Source organism: Enterobacter cloacae complex sp. 2015409 (assembly GCF_041365315.1).
GTDB lineage: Bacteria > Pseudomonadota > Gammaproteobacteria > Enterobacterales > Enterobacteriaceae > Enterobacter > Enterobacter pseudoroggenkampii.
In genome coordinates, this window is record NZ_JBFTVM010000001.1 from 1313192 (window position 1) to 1329629 (window position 16438).

At 57.4% G+C, this 16438-nt stretch carries 12 protein-coding genes; 8 read left to right on the forward strand and 4 right to left on the reverse strand.

Going from position 1 to position 16438, the window contains the following annotated elements; translation table 11 throughout:
- Positions 1–24: 24 nt before the first annotated feature.
- A complete protein-coding gene (locus tag ACDO57_RS06175) occupies positions 25–1362 on the reverse strand; it encodes a TolC family outer membrane protein (protein WP_370883684.1) in 1338 nt (445 codons plus the stop codon).
- A gap of 739 nt (positions 1363–2101) precedes the next feature.
- Between ACDO57_RS06175 and ACDO57_RS06180 the strand changes: the two genes are divergently transcribed.
- Positions 2102–2845 carry a DeoR/GlpR family DNA-binding transcription regulator gene (locus ACDO57_RS06180; RefSeq protein WP_048990916.1) on the forward strand — a complete coding sequence of 248 codons (744 nt, stop codon included), beginning with the start codon at positions 2102–2104 and terminating at the stop codon, positions 2843–2845.
- A gap of 13 nt (positions 2846–2858) precedes the next feature.
- Complete coding sequence (locus tag ACDO57_RS06185; RefSeq protein ID WP_208763873.1) at positions 2859–3926, forward strand: oxidoreductase; 1068 nt, start codon at positions 2859–2861, stop codon at positions 3924–3926.
- Between the two features lie 84 nt (positions 3927–4010).
- Here the strand turns inward: ACDO57_RS06185 and cybB are convergent, their stop codons facing one another.
- The gene (cybB, locus tag ACDO57_RS06190) at positions 4011–4541 is read right to left on the reverse strand and encodes a cytochrome b561 (RefSeq protein WP_370883685.1); all 531 of its coding nucleotides are present in this window, start codon (positions 4539–4541) and stop codon (positions 4011–4013) included.
- A gap of 189 nt (positions 4542–4730) precedes the next feature.
- On the opposite strand from cybB, the gene gap reads away from it, so the two are divergent.
- Positions 4731–5732: a type I glyceraldehyde-3-phosphate dehydrogenase gene (gap, locus tag ACDO57_RS06195; protein ID WP_048990911.1), complete on the forward strand. Its 1002-nt coding sequence runs from the start codon at positions 4731–4733 to the stop codon at positions 5730–5732.
- A 54-nt stretch (positions 5733–5786) separates the two neighbouring features.
- Here the strand turns inward: gap and ACDO57_RS06200 are convergent, their stop codons facing one another.
- Complete coding sequence (locus tag ACDO57_RS06200) at positions 5787–6581, reverse strand: YdcF family protein (RefSeq protein ID WP_048990910.1); 795 nt, start codon at positions 6579–6581, stop codon at positions 5787–5789.
- A gap of 203 nt (positions 6582–6784) precedes the next feature.
- On the opposite strand from ACDO57_RS06200, the gene ACDO57_RS06205 reads away from it, so the two are divergent.
- From ACDO57_RS06205 to ACDO57_RS06220, 4 genes are all read left to right on the forward strand, one after another.
- Positions 6785–8437, forward strand: a complete 1653-nt coding sequence (locus tag ACDO57_RS06205; RefSeq protein ID WP_370883686.1) for an MFS transporter — start codon at positions 6785–6787, stop codon at positions 8435–8437.
- Positions 8438–8459: 22 nt separating this feature from the next.
- On the forward strand, positions 8460–9539 hold the full coding sequence (locus ACDO57_RS06210) for an HlyD family secretion protein (RefSeq protein WP_290094916.1): 1080 nt from the start codon (positions 8460–8462) through the stop codon (positions 9537–9539).
- Positions 9539–10918: an efflux transporter outer membrane subunit gene (locus ACDO57_RS06215; protein ID WP_370883687.1), complete on the forward strand. Its 1380-nt coding sequence runs from the start codon at positions 9539–9541 to the stop codon at positions 10916–10918. The genes ACDO57_RS06210 and ACDO57_RS06215 overlap by 1 nt, the downstream gene beginning before the upstream one ends.
- Before the next feature lie 76 nt (positions 10919–10994).
- Positions 10995–11654: an O-methyltransferase gene (locus ACDO57_RS06220; RefSeq protein ID WP_370883688.1), complete on the forward strand. Its 660-nt coding sequence runs from the start codon at positions 10995–10997 to the stop codon at positions 11652–11654.
- A gap of 70 nt (positions 11655–11724) precedes the next feature.
- Here the strand turns inward: ACDO57_RS06220 and hrpA are convergent, their stop codons facing one another.
- Positions 11725–15627, reverse strand: coding sequence for an ATP-dependent RNA helicase HrpA (gene hrpA / locus ACDO57_RS06225; protein ID WP_370883689.1), 3903 nt, complete (start codon positions 15625–15627; stop codon positions 11725–11727).
- Between the two features lie 205 nt (positions 15628–15832).
- On the opposite strand from hrpA, the gene azoR reads away from it, so the two are divergent.
- Positions 15833–16438, forward strand: a complete 606-nt coding sequence (gene azoR, locus ACDO57_RS06230) for an FMN-dependent NADH-azoreductase (protein WP_008502313.1) — start codon at positions 15833–15835, stop codon at positions 16436–16438.

The window sequence follows — 16438 nt, forward strand, 5'->3', positions numbered from 1 at the left end:
TTGCGCAACACTGTGCGTCTTTTTTTAACTCAAGTCAGGTAATTTTGCGGTAGCGTTTTTCTCTATTCCAATAAGCGGCATTAAATTATCAACCGCGGAAGCATAATTAATTGCCGAACTCCAGCCATCATACTCAGCGATTATTTTCGCTGATGTGGCCTGCCAGACATCCTGCTCAACGCTGAGCAGATCGTTAATGCTCCGCTTGCTCAGGGTGTATTCATTTTTATAAACATCGCGGGCGCGCAGCGCATTTTCCAGCTGTTGCTTCCCGGCCTCCATTCTTCCCCGTGCGCCGGTCCAGTCCGCCTGCGCGACAGAGGCTTTTTGCAGAACATCGAAACGCGCCTGATCGACCTGAGAGGAGGCCATGGCCCGTGCGCCTTCCGCCTGCCGAACGCGAGCGGAAACCGCGCCCCCCTGATACAGCGGAGCATCGATATTGAGCTGTATCTGGTCGTCCCAGTATGAACGGTTGTCCGATTCATAACGGGTACGTCCGCCCTTCAGGCTTAGGGTCGGCCAGTGCTGGGACTTCGCCGTTTCCACGCCATACTGGGCAGAGCGCTCCATGTTTTGCGCGGCCATAACCGCCGGTATCAGCGAATAATCAATGCGGTTGAGCGAATCAGGCTCAACCGCGAGATTTGCGGGTACAGGCGAAAAGTTATCGGCCTGCATTCCGGTTAATACCGCGAGCCTTGCGCGGGCGCTGTTTAAGGCGGCGTGATACTGCGCGACCGTCGCCTGCATGCCGGCAATACGCGTGCGGGTCTGGAGCTCATCGGAGGTCGAACTCACGCCCGCGTCAGCGCGCAGCTTCGCCAGTTGCTCAACGTTTTTAAGCGCCAGAACGTTCTCCTTTGCCGCCTGCAGCAGATCGGAATAGCGTTTGACCTCGACATAGCTCAGCGCCGTTTTTTCCGCCACGTCCGAAAGCGTTCCCATCAGCTGATAGCGGTAGCTATCGCGCTGGGCGGAAGACTGGCTAATGCTGTTGTTGGTCTTGCCAAAATCGTACAGTAACTGCGTCAGGCTCAGCCCCCAGGCGGCTGAATTCTTCAGTGACCCGCTGGAATCGGTGGTCTGGCTATGCCCTGTACTCCCGTTCAGCGATATTTGTGGCATCCAGCCGCTGCGCGCTTCATCTATTTGTGCCTGGCCAATACCTAATTGCGCGGCCTGCTGACTAATTGATGGATCGCGATCGATAGCAAAAAGAATACTTTCTTTTAAGGTTGTGGTTGCCACCGGGGCAATTCCCACCTGACTACTATTGGCGTACGCCGTATTTATGGCTAATGAAATGAATGCCAGTGCTGCTGTAAATCGGCGTAACATAGGCTTTCGTAATATCGTCATGTTATCTCCCTGACTCTGAGTGATACTCAAGCAAATACCCAAAAAGAGGTACAGATAATTAGACAAATATCTTATTAAGCTACCATGCTGAATTTTAGGTAATAATCCCCATACCCATTTCCATTGGAGATGAGATCTGCCTGCGTCTTATTTCAATTAAGAATTTACTTATTTCTTAAACTGGTTAGCAGCATAACAAAATGTGGTATAGCCCACTACACCCACAATGTTAATGTGGTGTTACAAGTAAGAAAAAACATGGGGTTTCTGGACAAAACTCTAAAAGTCTCCTTTCAGATGAAACATATAAACCTCCTGTTATCTAAGGAAAATTCTTAATTCTTTCTGTGCACATTTTTGCGTTAATTTCATAGCGGGTCAGACACAAAGATTTTCAAAGAAATGTCAATTTAAGTAACCAAAGGGGTATATTTAAAATTAAAAGCTTTTAAAAAACTAATTAAAGCAATTAAAAACTGCATTATTTTAATTTAACAGCATTTAAAACCACACAATGACAATACGTTGGTTACATAGCCCAAATCGTTAAATAAAACATAACAATAACATTGTGATTAACATTCAAAACGGCTTCCTTATACCTGCTTAATAAAATTTTAATAATCACCTATCTGAATCATCACACCGCTGTACATCGTCATGACCACAATCCTCTTCTCTCTGCGTCAAAATGCTGTATTATGCAAACTATTGCGACATTTTGCAGGAATGTACTCACATGCACAAAACCGCTCGTCAACGCTACGTCCTGGATATCCTCAGCGAGCATGGCCAGGCCAGCATCACCGACCTGGCCGAAAAGCTGCAGGTTTCAGCCGATACTATCCGTCGGGATCTGACCGACCTGGAAAACCAGGGCCTTGCGCAGAAAAACCACGGCGGAGCCATCGCGCTCAACCTCTCCGCCATGAACCGTCAGGGCCGCAATACGCTGCTGCCAGAGACCAAACAGCGCCTGGGTAAACAGGTCGCACAGCGGGTTCCACCGGGTTCCACCCTGTTTCTGGATGCCGGAAGCACGGTGATGGCCGTCGCCACCTTTCTTCAGGGGCCGCTCACCGTCATTACCACATCGCTGGATATCGCCCAGCACTTTAGCGACCGGGAAGACGTTGAGCTGATCCTGCTCGGTGGAAAATGGGACCACAAGCAGCGCCTGTTTGCCGGCAGCGCCACGCTGTCTTTACTGTCCCGCTATCGGGCAGATATCGCCATCCTCGGGGCATGCGCCATTCATGCCGAACTGGGGTTGAGCGCCGGTAAAGAAGCGGATGCCGAGGTGAAACGCGCGATGCTCGACGCCAGCCATGCGCACTGGATTGTCGCGGATCACCTGAAAATTAACCGCTGCGAGCCGTATCTGGTATCCGGGTTATCCAGCATTCAACAACTCTTTTTAGATCGTCCCTGGCCTGAGCTTGGGGACCATAGCGCACTGCAGGTCACGGTGTGCGCGAATTAACGTGGAGAAGGTCATGAGTAACGTTCAAACAATCAACATTGCGCTGATCGGGTATGGATTTGTCGGTAAAACCTTCCATGCCCCGCTGATCCAGTCTGTGGACGGGATTAAGCTGGCAGTGGTCTCTTCTCGTGATGAAGAGAAGGTTAAACGCGATCTGCCGGACGTACAGGTGGTGGCGACACCGGAAGAGGCCATTCAGCATCCTGATATCGATCTGGTGGTGATTGCCTCCCCCAATGCCACGCACGCCCCGCTGGCGACGCTGGCCCTGAACTCGGGTAAACACGTGGTCGTGGATAAGCCTTTCACCCTCGACATGCAGGAAGCCCGCGACCTGATTGCGCTGGCGGACGAAAAGCAGCTGCTGCTCTCCGTCTTCCATAACCGCCGCTGGGACAGCGATTTCCTCGGCATTAAGCAGATTATTGAGCAAGGCACGCTCGGCAAGGTTAAACACCTGGAGTCGCATATTGACCGCTTCCGCCCGGAAGTGCGCGTGCGCTGGCGCGAGCAGAACGTCCCCGGGAGCGGCTTGTGGTTTGACCTGGGCCCACATCTTATCGACCAGACGCTACAGCTCTTTGGCCTGCCGCAGTCGGTTCAGGGGAATATCGCGACGCTGCGCGACGGCGCAGAAATTAACGACTGGGCGCACGTGGTCTTAAACTACCCGGAGCATAAGGTGATTCTGCACGCCAGCATGCTGGTGGCTGGCGGTACGGCGCGCTTTACCGCCCACGGGGACAAAGGCAGCGTGGTGAAGGCCAGAATCGATCAGCAGGAAGCGCAGCTGCTCTCAGGGGTGATCCCAGGCAGTGAAACCTGGGGCGAAGACAGCGACAGTATGGTGTTCTTTGGGGCTGACGGTGCACCACAGACGATCCCTACCCCGAAAGGCGATCAGCGCCAGTATTACATCAACGTACGTGATGCGTTACGCGGGAAAATCACCAACCCTGTCCACCCTGTTGAGGCACTGGCGGTCATGGCCGTGCTGGAAGCGGCGGTGAAGTCGTCGGAGACGGGGTCAACGCAGGCGCTGGCGTTAACGGCTGAAGAGCGTGCTCTGCTGGGTTAAAAACAAGCCGGGTGGCGCTGCGCTTATCCGGCCTACGATTCAGAGCGTAGGGCCGCGTAAGCGAAGCGCCGCCGGGCAAGAGGGCTACTGACGCTTTTTCGGCATCATGCGCAGAAGAGTATTATCTTTCCAGAAATAGTGATGCATCAGCGCCGCAGCCGCGTGCAGGCCAATCACAAAATAGCCCAGGTTTGCCAGCGTCTCGTGCCACGCCTTCAGCGTATCCACCAGATCAAAATTGGACTCCGCCGCATGCGGCATCGCCAGGCCAAAGGCAAACCAGTCGCTGCCCCGGTTGTACATCATCACAATCCCAATCAGCGGCAGCGCAATAAACAGCAGATACACCACCAGATGCCCCAGATGAGACATCCCCGTCACCATCGCTTTTGGCTTCGGCTGAATCGGGGGCGCGCGGAACTTCAGGCGAACCATCAGACGCGTCACCATCAGCACCAGAATACCGATCCCGCATGAGACGTGGATCATGTTGATCGCGGGACGCGCGGTGCGCGGGAAGAAACCTTTGAACTCCATGGCGCAGTAGGCGACGATGATTAACAGAAACACCAGCCAGTGGATGCCGATTTGCAGGCTTGTATATTTAGTGCGCATGTGATTTCTCGATTAAAAACAGTTACCGCTCCAACATAATCCCCTTTCCTTAAAAATTCATTAACTTTTCTGTATGGATTTTCAAATACTTCCCCCCGCATGAAGCATCTTCAATTGCCGCCCTGCCCGTGATGGTCTAAGCCTGGATGAGTTCAAACTGTCGCATCGACACGTTTACAGGAGAACACCATGAGTAAAATTGGCATTAACGGCTTTGGACGCATTGGGCGCCTTGTCCTGCGTCGCCTTCTTGAAACCCAGGACAGTAATACCGTCGTCGCCATCAACGACCTCACCTCCCCGAAAGTGCTGGCCTACCTGCTCAGGCATGATTCCAACTACGGTGGCTTCCCGTGGAGCGTGGATTTCACCGAGGATGCGCTGATTGTTGACGGTAAAACCATTGCGGTGTACGCCGAAAAAGAGGCGAAGCACATTCCGTGGAAATCCGCCGGTGTGGATATCGTCGTGGAGTGCACCGGCTTTTATACCTCTGAAGAGAAATCACGGGCGCACCTGGACGCCGGCGCGAAGAAAGTGCTGATCTCCGCGCCTGCGGGTGACATGAAAACCATCGTCTACAGCGTGAATGACGACACCATTGACGCCAGTGATACCATCATCTCCGTCGCCTCCTGCACCACCAACTGCCTCGCCCCGCTGGCCAAAGCCCTGAACGATGCGTTTGAAATAAAAGTGGGCACCATGACCACCATTCACGCCTATACCGGTACGCAGGCGCTGGTGGATGGCCCGCGCGGGAAAGATCTTCGCGCCTCGCGGGCGGCGGCAGAGAATATCATTCCCCACACCACCGGTGCCGCCAAAGCCATTGGTCTGGTTATCCCTGCTCTCAGCGGCAAACTGAAAGGCCACGCGCAGCGCGTGCCGGTTAAAACGGGTTCGGTAACCGAGCTGGTGGCCATTCTGGGCAAGAGAGTGACCGTTGAGGAGATCAACGCCGCGCTGAAAAAGGCGACGCAGGGCAATAAATCGTTCGGGTATACCGATGAAGAGATTGTCTCATCAGATGTGATTGGCTCACATTATGGTTCGGTGTTTGACGCCACGCAGACGGAGGTGTCAGAAGCGGGAGAACTGCAGCTGGTGAAAGCCGTCGCGTGGTATGACAACGAATATGGTTTTGTGACGCAGCTGGTGCGGACGCTGGATAAGTTTGCGGCGCTGTGATTTTTCCCCTCACCCTAACCCTCTCCCCAATGGGGCGAGGGAATTGTTCCGTGCTCAGCTGATTTTTCGCGCCACCTTCAGGACTGGATCCTGCTGCAGCTGTCTCCATGCGGCGGTGACGGCCTCGGGGAATTCAACGTGGGCGATAAAATCCCGCCCGGCCGGGCCATAGCCGTTGGCGTCATCATACAGGCGCGGCAGTTCCCCCATAACCAGTGAAAGATAGCGGTCAACGGGCCACAGTCCGGTGTTGCTCTCACTGAACTCCACGCCCTCTTTACCGTTTTGCAGCGTCGGCGTAAACCCGGGATGGCTGACCCACTGCGGCGAAACGGGCTCATCCCGACAAACGCGGGCAAACGTCGCCATCGTGCGGCGCTGCATCGTGGGATCCTGCACCACCAGCACCCGCCCGGTCGTTCGATGGTGCTGCTTCAGCATGTTCCAGCTAAAGCGCGCGTTTTCACCGCAGTTGGTGGATTGATCCTCAACCCACAGATTTGCCTCGGGGATCTGCCAGAACGCCCGCGCAATGTCGGCGAGAATGCTGGCTTCCGCCCGCCCTTCGACTTGTAAGGTGTGATAACGCGGATGACTGCCGATAGCTGAATATAAAAACGCGGTTGAATGACCAATACCGCCGCTAATCAGAAGCGGGATGTTTCTCTGCGCGGCAATTCGACAGGCCGCCTCAATGGTCGGGATCACCGCGTTCCCTGCCAGGATCACCACATCGACGTCCAGGTGCTGGCGGCTGCCGCTCAGGTCGTCCTGCGCCAGCCATTCACCGACAGTATTAAAGGCCGCCAGCGTGGCATCCGGCAGGATGGGAAAATGGGTCTGTTCCATGATGAACTCCTTCTCTGTATCCCTTCAGGGTAGCGACTTCAGGTTCTCAACACAACGGCGACATCGGGCCGCTCTTTTTCCTTAAAATCCCCTTCACCATTTGATTAACATGCGTAAATCATATTCACTTGAATTATCATTTGCGGCAGACGTAGAATCGCTAGCCCGCTAATTATTCAATCATTTCTAAGGTAAACGACGTTATGCGCCTGCCCGAACGCGACCCTTATGCTCCTCGCGAGTGGCAGCCACATGAGAAACCCGCCCTGTTGGGTTCGCCCTCCACGCCCGAACACAGTACGCCAAAACGCATTGCCTACGGCGTCGTGGGCCTGCTGGTCTGCCTGACGGGGGCGCTGGGGAATGCGGTGGTGACCGCCAACCTGCAAAATCTGCAGGGGACCTTCGGGGCCTGGTCGACCGAAATCGCCTGGCTGCCCGCGGTCTACGTCATGACCAACATCTCTATCAACCTGCTGCTGGTCAAATTCCGCCAGCAGTACGGTCTGCGCGCCTTTACGGAAGGTTTTCTGGTGCTGTACGTGCTGGTCACCTTTTTCCACCTGTTCGTGAACGACCTCAGCTCGGCGCTGATGGTTCGCGCCGCGCACGGGATGGTGGCCGCCGCGCTCAGCTCGCTGGGGATTTACTATCAGATCCAGGCCTGGCCGGCGAAGCACCGCCTCAAGGCGCTGACCATCGGCATCACCGGATCGTCACTCGCCATCCCGCTGGCCCGCCTGTTTTCGACCGAACTGCTGCAGCTGGACGAGTGGCGCGGGCTCTATTTCTTCGAGCTGGGGCTGGCGCTGATCTCCCTGGCCTGCGTCATCGCCTTAAAACTACCGCCGGGCGACCGGCGCAAGGTCTTTGAGAAAAAAGACTTCATCACCTTCTTTTTAATGGCCCCCGGTATGGCCCTGCTCTGCGCCGTGCTCTCCTTAGGCCGTCTTGACTGGTGGTTCGAGGCGCCGTGGATCGGCTGGTCGTTGGCGCTGTCGCTGGTGCTGATTGTGGCTGCCATCGTCTTTGAACATAACCGTGCCAACCCGCTGCTGAACACCCGCTGGCTGTCGAGCGGCAGCATCGTCCGTCTGGGGCTGATCATGCTGCTGATCCGTATCGTGCTGGCAGAGCAAAACACCGGCGTCATCGGCTGGCTGCAGTACGTGGGATTACAGAATGAGCAGATGACCCACCTGGCGTGGTCCATTTTCGCCGGGATCGTCTGCGGGATCGTCACCAGCTGTCTCACCATCAAGCCGACGAAACTGGCGTGGCCAATCATCACCTCTCTGGCCCTGATGATTGTTGCCTCGCTGCTGGACAGCCAGTCCAACAACCTGACCCGGCCGGATCAGCTGATGTTGAGCCAGTTCCTGCTGGGCTTCGGCAGCGCCTTCTTCCTGGCGCCCGCCATGCTGGCCGCCATTGGCGGGGTGATCGCCGACCCGCGTAACCTGGTCAGCTTCTCGGTGATGTTTGGCATGAGCCAGAACCTCGGCGGCCTGCTGGGTTCCGCGATCCTCGGCACCTTCCAGACCTGGCGCGAGAAGTACCACTCCAGCCTGCTGGCGGACCAGCTCACCACGCTCAACCCGCTGGTCAACGAGCGAATCCAGCTTTATACCCAGATGTACAAAAGCCTGATTGGCGACAGCGCGCTGCTGGGAACCCAGGCGATAACGCAGCTGCAAACGGTCACCGCGCTGGAGGCGAATATTCTGGCTTATAACGATACTTATCTGCTGACGGCGAGCATCGCTGCCGCCACGCTGGTCTGGATTTTATGGCGCTTGCTGCGCCTGCGCATCACTGCCCGTCTGGCGCTGAAGAACGCCACCGGCAACAAATAATTAAAATATTTCTGGAGAGTTTATGAGTCAGCAGGATGCCGCCAAAGAGCAGGCCAACACCCGCAAAAATGTGCGCATTGTTTCCGTTTTCACCGCCGCTGCCATCGGTATTGTCGGCGTACTGGTAATCCTTTATGCGTGGCAGCTGCCGCCGTTCACCCGCCACGCGCAGTTTACCGATAACGCCTACGTGCGTGGCCAGACGACGTTTATCAGCCCCCAGGTGAATGGCTATATCACCGAGGTGAAGGTTCAGGACTTTGTGCAGGTCAAAAAAGGCGACCTGCTGCTGCAGATTGATGACCGCATTTATCGTCAGCGCGTGCATCAGGCCGAGGCACAGCTGGCGATGAAAATTGCCGCCCTCAATAACAACCTGCAGCAGCGTAAAAGCGCCGAAGCCGTCATCGCAAAAAATGACGCCGCGCTGAAAAACGCCCGCGCCCAGAGCCTGAAAACGCAGGCGGATTTAAAGCGGGTGAAAGAGCTGACGTCAGACGGCTCGCTCTCGATTCGCGAGCGCGACGCGGCGCTGGCCAGTGCCGCTCAGGGTAGCGCCGACATCGACCAGGCTAAAGCGGCGCTTGAGATGTCGCGTCAGGATCTGCAGACGGTGATTGTCAATCGCGGTGCGCTGGAGGCGGATGTCGAAAACGCAAAAGCGGCGCTGGAGCTGGCGCAGATTGACCTGCAAAACACCCGCATTATCGCTCCGCGCGACGGTCAGCTCGGCCAGATCGCCGTGCGTCTCGGGGCGTATGTGACCGCCGGGACCCATCTCACCACCCTTGTGCCCCCTCAGCACTGGGTCATTGCCAATATTAAAGAGACCCAGCTCGCGGAGCTACGCGTCGGTCAGCCTGTCAAATTCACCGTCGATGCCCTGAACGACAAAGCGTATCAGGGCCGCGTGGAGAGCATTTCACCTGCAACCGGGGTTGAATTCAGCGCCATCACGCCGGACAACGCCACCGGCAACTTTGTCAAAATAGCCCAGCGTATCCCGGTGCGCATCGAGGTGCTCGGCAAGCCAGAAGATTCCGCGCTGCTGCGTCCGGGTATGTCGGTACAGGTGACCATTGATACGCGGGAGGCGAAGTAATGATCCTTCGCCCGATAGCCGCGCTGGTGGCAGCGGTGATGCTGGCTGGATGCCAGTCCGTCGACGTCAAACCGGCGCAGCCGACGCTGCACATCCCCACCCAGTGGCGTGCTGACGCCGGCCCTGCCAGCCCGGCGGAGCAGCTCTGGTGGCGCAATTTCCATGATAACAACCTCAACCGCTATGTGGATCGGGCGCTTAAGAATAACAGCGACGTGCTGATCGCCCGCGAACGAATTAACGAGTATCAGGCGCGGGTCTTCGCGGCCGACGGCAGCCTGTTTCCTTCCCTTGACGCGGGCGTAGCGGGGACGCGCGCCCGTTCGCAATCCGCCGCGACCGGGCTGCCGGTCTACGGCACGCTGTACAGAGGGAGCCTGACGGCGAGCTATGACGTTGATATCTGGGGCGTCAACCGCAGCACGGCCAATGCCGCCGAAGCCTCGCTGGAGGCGCAAAAAGCCGCCGCCGCTGCCGCGGATTTGACCGTCGCGTCTTCCGTTGCATCCGGCTATGTCACCCTGCTCTCGCTTGACGAACAGCTGCGCGTGACGGAGTCCACGCTGAAATCGCGCGAAGAGGCATTTAACCTTGCGAAACGTCAGTTTGAGACGGGCTACAGTTCGCGCCTGGAGCTGATGCAGTCGGATTCCGAACTTCGCTCAACGCGGGCGCAGGTGCCCGTGCTGCAGCACCAGATTGCACAGCAGGAGAATGCCCTGAGCCTGCTGCTGGGAAGCAATCCCGGCGCGGTGGCACGCAGCGAAAGCTTTGCGGCGCTGACGCCGCTGAAGCTGCCGTCGCAGCTGCCTTCTACGCTCCTGAATCGTCGACCGGATATCGTTCAGGCCGAACGCCAGCTGGTGGCGGCAGACGCCTCGCTTGCCGCCTCACGCGCCAGCCTGCTGCCGTCGATCAACCTGACCGCGACCGGATCGGTTCAGGATCGCACCCTTTCAGGCCTGCTGGACAACCCGCTTCAGCTCTGGAGCGTCGGGGGCAGTATTCTCGCCCCGCTGCTGAACCGCCAGGCGCTGAATGCGCAGGTGGATATTTCTCAGTCCCAGCGGAACCAGGCGCTGTACGCCTATGAAAAAACCGTGCGTAACGCGTTTGCCGAAGTGAACAACAGCCTTGATGCGATAAGTCGCTATCAGGAACAGCTGACGGAACTGCTTGCCCAGCAGGATGTGGCCCAGGATACGCTGCGCATTGCGCAGAATCGCTATCGCAACGGTTATTCATCCTATCTGGACGTGCTGGACGCGCAGCGCACGCTGTTCTCGGTTCAGACCAGCGTGGTGCAGGCGAAAAATAACCTGCTGCTGGCGCAGATTGATTTGTATAAAGCGCTGGGCGGCGGCTGGAAGAGTGCATGAACCCGGCTTGCGCGCTGATGCCCTCACCCCGACCCTCTCCCACAGGGAGAGGGAGAAAAATCCAAGGAGTCAATCTATGCAACAACAATGGTCTGCAGTAGATAATTACATGATTTCTTCGCTTATTCCTGACGATGACGTACTTCATCAAGTACTGGAAAACAACAAACGCGCCGGGTTACCTGAACACGATGTCGCGGCCAATCAGGGGCAGCTGCTGGCGCTGTTCGTGCGCATGACGCAGGCAAGGCGCATTCTTGAGATTGGGACGCTGGGTGCCTACAGCTCAATCTGGATGGCGCGCGCCCTGCCGCCGGACGGAAAGCTGATTACGCTTGAGGCCGATCCCGCGCATGCCGGGGTTGCCCGCCAGAATATTCATCTCGCGGGGCTAAACGAACGTATTGAATTAATTGAAGGCCCGGCCCTTAGCTCGCTGGAAAATTTCGGTGATGTTCCACCGTTCGACCTGATCTTTATCGATGCCGATAAGCCAAACAATCCCGGCTATCTGGAGTGGGCGCTGCACTATTCCCGTCCCGGCACGGTAATCATTGGCGATAACGTGGTGCGCGACGGCGAGGTCATTAACGGGCAAAGCGACGACGCGCGCGTGCTGGGCGTGCGGCGGTTTATCGAGATGATTGGGGATAACCCGCGCTTAACCGCCACCGCGCTGCAAACGGTGGGGGTTAAGGGATGGGATGGGTTTACGCTGGCAATGGTGAACGGGTGATAATTGTGCGGGCTGATGCCCTCATCCCGGCCCTCTCCCACAGGGAGAGGGAGAAAACCGGGCAAGGGTTTTAAACGGAAATCTGCTCCATCGCCTGCAGAATACGTTTATCCGAAATCGGATACGGCGTACCGAGCTGCTGGGCAAAGAAGCTGACGCGCAGCTCTTCGATCATCCAGCGGATCGCCTGCACGTCTTCATCGTCGCGGCGCGCTGGCGGCAGCTTGTTGAGCCACTGCTGCCACGCCTGCTGCACGCTCTCCACTTTCAACATCTGCGCGCGATCGCGGTGCGGATCGACCGCCATTTTCTCCAGACGTTTTTCAATCGCCTGCAGATAGCGCAGCGTATCACCCAGACGGTTGAAGCCGTTGCCGGTGACAAAGCCGCGATAGACAAGTCCCGCCATCTGCGCCTTCACGTCAGACAGCCCCAGCGCCATGGTCATATCCACGCGCCCCTTCAGGCGCTTGTTGATGTTGAACACGGCGGTGAGGATCTGCTCGACCTGTTTGGCAATCTCCACCACGGTGTCGTTCAGCTCCGCGCGCACCTTTTCATGAAGCTGAGCAAAGCCCTCTTCCGTCCAGACCGGACCGCCCGCCTCGTGGATGAGTTTGTCCACGCCGCAGGAGATGCAGTCGTCAATCAGATCCAGCACCTTGCCGTACGGGTTAAAGTAGAGCCCCAGCTTGGCCTTGTTCGGCAGCTTCTCGTGCAGATACTTGATCGGCGACGGGATGTTGAGCAGCAGCAGGCGACGCAGCCCGCGCCACATCATCTGCTGCTGCTCCTGCGGGTTATCAAACAGCCTGATCGCCACGCTGTCGCGCTCGTCCACCAGCGCAGGCCAGGCTTTAACCTTATAGTTGCCGCGCTTCTGCTCGTAGCTTTCCGGAAGCTGACCAAAGCTCCAGATGTGCAGCCCGCTCTGCTCGATGCCGTCGTCCGCCACCGCAGAGAGCGTCTCCTGGACTTTGCCTTTCAGCGCCTCTTTCAGCTCGCTCAGGGAACGCCCTTCCAGCAGCTTTTTGTTTTTATCGTCCACCACGCGGAAGCTGATTTTCAGGTGATCGGGCACCTGATCCCAGTTCCAGTCGTCGCGGTCGATGGTCGTCCCGGTCATGCGGCGGAATTCACGTTCCAGCGCGTCCAGCAGCGGCAGCTCCAGCGGCGTGACGCGGCCTAAAAACGCTTCCGCGTAGTTTGGCGCAGGCACAAAGTTGCGGCGCACCGGTTTCGGCAGGGATTTGATCAGCGCAATCACCAGCTCGCGGCGCAGGCCGGGGATTTGCCACTCGAACCCGCTCTCGTCCACCTGGTTTAACAGCGGCAACGGAATGTGGACGGTCACGCCGTCCGCGTCTGCCCCCGGCTCAAACTGATAGGTCAGACGCAGCTTGAGGTTGCCCTGATGCCAGAAGTTCGGGTAGTCGAGTTTGCTGACCGACTCCGCCCCCTCTTTAATCAGCATGCTCTTTTCGAAGTTGAGCAGGTCCGGCGTCTCTTTGCTGGCCTTCTTCCACCAGCTGTCGAAGTGGCGGGCGGAAATCACATCGTGACTGATGCGCTGGTCGTAAAACTCAAACAGCGCCTCATCATCCACCAGAATGTCGCGGCGGCGGGACTTGTGCTCCAGCTCCTCCACTTCGGCGCGCAGCTTCAGGTTTTCACGGAGGAAGGCGTGGCGCGTCTGCCAGTCGCCCTCCACCAGCGCGTGGCGGATAAACAGCTCGCGACTGAGCGCAGGGTCAATCTGGCTGTAGTTGACCTTACGCGCGGCGACCACCGGCAGGCCGTAAACGGTCACTTTCTCGGTCGCCATCACCGCGCCCTGCGCGCGCTCCCAGTGCGGTTCACTGTACGAGCGTTTCAGCAGGTGCTGAGCCACCGGCTCCACCCATTCCGGATCGATACGTGCGGCAATGCGCCCCCACAGGCGGCTGGTTTCCACCAGCTCAGCGACCATGGTCCATTTCGGCGGCTTCCTGAACAAGCCGGAACCGGGGAAGATGGAGAAACGGGCGTTACGCGCGCCGGTATACTCCTGCTTTTCGGCGTCCTTCATCCCAATGTGGGACAGCAGGCCGGTCAGCAGCGCGATATGAATTTCGCGGTACTCCGCCGGTTCGCTGTTGACCGGAATGCCCAGCTCTTTCACCACCTGGCGAAGCTGGGTGTAGATATCCTGCCACTCGCGCACGCGCAGGTAGTTGAGGAAATCCACGCGGCACTGGCGGCGGAACTGGTTCGAGGAGAGCGCTTTCTGCTGCTCGCCGAGATAGTTCCACAGGTTCACGAAGGCGAGGAAATCGGACTCTTTGTCGTGGAAGCGACGGTGCTTTTCGTCCGACGCCTGCTGTTTGTCCATCGGACGCTCGCGCGGGTCCTGAATGGAGAGCGCCGAGGTAATGATCATCGCCTCGCGCACGCAGCCGTGCTTTTGCGCTTCCAGCACCATACGGGCCAGGCGCGGGTCGACCGGCAGCTGGCTAAGCTGGCGGCCCAGCGGCGTCAGCTTGTAGACCGTCGCCTGCTCGTCGGTGGTAATCGCCCCGAGTTCTTCCAGCAGACGCACGCCGTCCTGAATGTTGCGTTTATCCGGTGCTTCGACGAACGGAAACGCCGCGATGTCGCCCAGCCCCAGGGCGGTCATCTGCAGGATAACGGACGCCAGGTTGGTGCGCAGAATTTCCGGGTCGGTGAATTCCGGACGCGACAGGAAATCGTCTTCGGAATAGAGACGAATACAGATCCCTTCCGACACGCGCCCGCAGCGGCCCTTACGCTGGTTGGCGGACGCCTGCGAAACGGGCTCAATCGGCAGGCGCTGGACCTTGGTGCGGTAGCTGTAGCGGCTGATGCGCGCCGTACCCGGATCGATCACGTATTTAATGCCCGGCACGGTGAGCGAGGTTTCCGCCACGTTGGTCGCCAGGACGATGCGGCGTCCGCTGTGCGGCTGGAAGACGCGGTTCTGCTCGCTGTTTGACAGGCGGGCATACAGCGGCAGGATCTCGGTGTGGCGCAGGTCGCGCTTGCTGAGCGCATCGGCGGTATCGCGAATTTCGCGCTCGCCGCTCATGAAGATCAGAATGTCGCCCGCGCTTTCGTTACCCAGCTCGTCGACGGCATCGAAGATGGCCTGCAGTTGGTCGCGCTCGGTATCATCCGCCTCTTCAACAATCGGGCGATAGCGCACCTCGACCGGATAGGTACGACCAGAGACTTCGATAATCGGCGCATTGTTGAAGTGCTTCGAGAAGCGCTCCGGGTCGATGGTCGCGGAGGTGATGATAACTTTCAGATCCGGGCGACGCGGCAGCAGCTCTTTCAGGTAGCCGAGCAGGAAATCAATGTTCAGGCTACGCTCGTGCGCTTCGTCAATGATGATGGTGTCGTACTGCATCAGCAGGCGATCCTGCTGGATTTCCGCCAGCAGAATACCGTCGGTCATCAGCTTGACCATGGTGTTATCGCTAACGTGGTCGCTGAAGCGCACCTTGTAGCCGATGCAGCCGCCCGGCTCCGTCTGCAGCTCTTCGGCAATACGGTTGGCAACGGTGCGCGCCGCCAGACGACGCGGCTGGGTGTGGCCAATCAGGCCTTTTAGCCCGCGCCCGAGCTCCATACAGATTTTCGGCAGCTGGGTGGTTTTCCCCGAACCGGTTTCCCCCGCCACAATCACCACCTGGTGGTCGCGTACGGCCTCGAGAATGTCCTGTTTCTTCTGGCTGACGGGCAGGTTTTCCGGGTAGGTAATCGCCGGACGTGCGGCTTTGCGCAGCACAACTTTCCCTGCCGCCTGTTCAATCTCTTTCGCCATCTCCTGGTAAATGGCCTGTTGTGCATCAGGATTTTTAACCTTCTTCACGCCGTGCAGACGGCGGGCGAAGCGCTGTTTGTCGCGCAGCGTCAGAGAATCAAGCTGTTGCAGGAGCATCGGGAAGGTGAATTTTTGTTGTTCTGTCATAGCGTTAAAGGGCAGTACACGCCCTGATAAACTCTCTTTTTAATGATTGCTATAGAGTACCACACTGACGCCTTTCGCGCCTTATTCAAAAAATTCGAACATAGGCTTCGATATATTGCGCTATCTCTGTGGCAGGATTGTGAATAGAGTGTCAACAAGCAACGGGGCAACCCCCTTCAATCAAATGCAACAACAGGAATCACCCATGAGCAAAGTATTAGTTTTGAAATCCAGCATTCTGGCAGGGTACTCTCAGTCTGGTCAGCTGTCTGATTACTTCGTTGAACAGTGGCGTGAACAGCATTCTGCTGACGAAATCACCGTGCGTGACCTGGCTGCAAACCCAATTCCTGTGCTGGACGGTGAGCTGGTTGGCGCGCTGCGCCCAAGCGATGCACCGCTGTCTCCGCGTCAGCAGGAAGCGCTGGCCCTGTCCGACGAACTGATTGCTGAGCTGCAGGCGCACGACGTTATCGTCATCAACGCCCCAATGTACAACTTCAACATCCCAACCCAGCTGAAGAACTACTTCGACCTGGTAGCGCGCGCTGGCGTAACCTTCCGTTACACCGAGAACGGCCCGGAAGGTCTGGTGAAAGGTAAACGTGCGATCGTCCTGACCAGCCGTGGCGGTATCCATAAAGACACCCCAACCGACCTGGTTGCGCCATACCTGAGCCTGTTCCTCGGCTTCATCGGCATCACTGACGTGAACTTCGTGTTCGCGGAAGGTATCGCTTACGGTCCGGAAGTGGCGACCAAAGCGCAAACCGACGCGAAAGCCGCAATCGACAGCCTGGTTGCAGCGTAA